The 2,550-nt window shown below is 63.5% G+C and carries 4 protein-coding genes; 3 read left to right on the top strand and 1 reads right to left on the bottom strand.

All coding sequences use genetic code 11. The features are described from left to right. From FY112_RS04015 to FY112_RS04005, 3 genes are all read left to right on the top strand, one after another. A partial coding sequence (locus FY112_RS04015; RefSeq protein WP_246700600.1) for an NAD kinase occupies positions 1-595 on the top strand: 595 nt, incomplete at its 5' end. 4 nt (positions 596-599) lie between these two features. Further along, complete coding sequence (locus FY112_RS04010; protein WP_151517762.1) at positions 600-1,115, top strand: hypothetical protein; 516 nt, start codon at positions 600-602, stop codon at positions 1,113-1,115. A gap of 32 nt (positions 1,116-1,147) precedes the next feature. Then, positions 1,148-2,164, top strand: a complete 1,017-nt coding sequence (locus FY112_RS04005; protein WP_151517761.1) for a dienelactone hydrolase — start codon at positions 1,148-1,150, stop codon at positions 2,162-2,164. Between the two features lie 59 nt (positions 2,165-2,223). Here FY112_RS04005 and FY112_RS04000 read toward each other — a convergent pair. Continuing rightward, on the bottom strand, positions 2,224-2,550 hold a 327-nt coding region (locus tag FY112_RS04000), incomplete at its 5' end, for a peptide chain release factor-like protein (RefSeq protein WP_281408440.1).

The following is a 2,550-nucleotide window of genomic DNA, read 5'->3' as shown; positions in this document are numbered from 1 at the left end:
CAAGTTGGTTTACGGCATGAATCGCGGCTCGGTCGGCTTCCTGATGAACGATTATCGGACAGACCGGCTTCAAGAGCGAATCTGCGTCGCCGTCGAAAACGTCTTCCGGCCATTGCAGATGACAACGGCCAACGCCGACGGCACCAACTCGACGGCGCTCGCCATCAACGAAGTCTATCTTTTTCGCCAGTCCTATCAGGCCGCTAACCTGAGGGTCATGGTGGACGGGCGCGTCCGGCTGGAGGAACTGATCTGCGACGGGCTGATGGTCGCGACACCGGCCGGATCGACGGCTTATAATCTTTCCGCCCATGGGCCGATCCTGCCGCTCGAGGCGCCGCTGCTCGCCATGACGCCGGTCAGCGCTTTCAGGCCGCGGCGCTGGAGGGGCGCTCTGCTGCCGAACAAGGTGACCGTCGATATCGACATTCTCGAGCCGGAGAAGCGGCCGGTCAACGCGGTGGCCGACAATACCGAGGTCAAGTCGGTGCTGCATATCCGCATCGCCCAGTCGGAGCATGTCACGGCGCGCATTCTTTCTGATCCCGACCGCTCCTGGTCCGACCGTATTCTCGCCGAGCAGTTCAAGGATTGAGACGATGGCAATGCGACGGATATTGATGACCAGCCTCCTGCTTGCGGGATGGAGCGCCACGGCGGAGGCCGCGCCGGCGCAGGATGCCCTCCTGCCGGCACCGGTGATTTTCGCGACCAGCACCGGCTATTGGGAGGACGACGGCAACGCACCGGCGGTCGAGCGAGCACCGACGGGCGCCGAGAGCGTTGCTAACCCCGAAGGAGAAGGGACGCAGCGCCACGGCTACTACAAGCTCTTTGCCGTGCGCCAGCCGGACAGGACTTCGAAGGTCTATCTGCAGCAGATTGCCCAGACCGAGGCCGGCCCGGCGATCGCCTCGACCATCGAGCTGCAGGAGTTCGCCGAACTGAAGCCTTACGTGACCGATATCCGCCCCGAGAATTCGAACGGCATCATCAAGCAGCCGGGGCTCTTCGCCACGGTCTATCTGAAGACAGACCCTGCCGCGGAGCCGGATGGCTGGACCGTGCTGATCGACGAATTCGGCGACATCACCGTCGAGAAGGCGACGAATTGACGGCTGGGACGTGTTCAGAGGGCATCCAAGAGATGAAACTGGGCTTTCGCGACGGCGTCCTCTACGACGAGAGAAGGTCGAACTGGGACGCCGCCGGCCCCAGACCCATCAGTTGGTCCCTTTGGTACCCCGCAGCCGACGACGCGCAAAGCGACATCCCGGAACGAAGCTGGTTCCAGAGGGCGGCCGTCGCCCGCGACGCACCCATCCGGCCGGAGGCCAGGCCCTATCCCCTCGTCCTGTTGTCGCATGGCACCGGCGGATCCGCGGCCGGACTGGAGTGGCTGGCGCGACGCTTGGTCGATCGCGGATTTGCCGCGCTCGGCGTCAGCCATCACGGCAATACCGGCATCGAGCCCTATCGCGCTGAAGGCTTTGCCTGCCTTTGGGAGCGGGCGCCGGATCTAAGCTACATGCTCGACCATTGCGATGCGTGGCTCAGCGATCTCTCAGGCCATATCGATACGAACAACGTCTTCGCAGCCGGATTTTCGGCCGGAGCCTATAGTGTGATGCTGCTGCTTGGCGCTGTCGCCCAGTTCTCGCAGTTCGAACCGTCCAGGATGAAGCCGGGTGGCGCGCGCGGACCGAGGGAATTTCCCGACCTTGCCGATCATATCCCGGCATTGCTGCGCACCAGCGATGTGTTTCGCGATTCGTGGTCCCGGATGTCGGAGTCTTACCGAGACGACAGAATCAAGGCCGCACTCATCTGCGCGCCGGGCCGGTCCGTTCTCGGCTTCAGCGAGGAAAGCCTGAAAGCCGTCGATGCGCCTGCCCTTATCCTGGTAGGTGATGCCGACCGGGCGGCACCGGCCGAAGAATGTTCGTCGTGGCTGCATGCGCGGCTGCGGCGCGGCGCTCTTAAAATCTTCGGCGGCGGCCTTGGGCACTATGTTTTCGTGCCAGAGGGCACAGCGCTCGGCCTTGCCTTTGCGGCGGAACTCTTTACCGATCCCCCGGGCATCGAACGCGCAGCCATTCATGACGAGATTGCCCATCTGTCGGCAGCGCTGTTTCACGACAGCGCCATCAAGGTAATAGTCTGAGCAAAACAAAAGCCCCGTCTCCGGGGCCTTCGCGTCTCGATCCTGCTGCTACCGTGGCATCAGTCGACATCCTCGACGACCGCGTCGGCGGCGCCGCTGATGCGGTGAGCGAGTGCTGCTTCCATGAACTCGTTCAGGTCGCCGTCGAGAACGTCATCCGGCGCGCTGCTGGCGACGCCGGTGCGCAGGTCTTTGACCATCTGATAGGGCTGCAACACATAGGAGCGAATCTGGTGGCCCCAGCCGATCTCCGTCTTGGAAGCGGCTTCGGCGCTGGCGGCGTCCTCGCGCTTCTTCAGTTCGGCTTCATACATGCGGGCACGCAGCATGTCCCAGGCCTTGGCGCGGTTCTTGTGCTGCGAGCGCTCCTGCTGGCACTGCACGAC

The sequence above is a fragment of the Rhizobium sp. PEPV16 genome, assembly GCF_008919455.1.
GTDB classification, from domain to species: Bacteria; Pseudomonadota; Alphaproteobacteria; order Rhizobiales; family Rhizobiaceae; genus Rhizobium; species Rhizobium leguminosarum_Q.
Note: the sequence above shows the minus strand (reverse complement) of the source record. Positions and strands in the feature narration are given on the sequence as shown.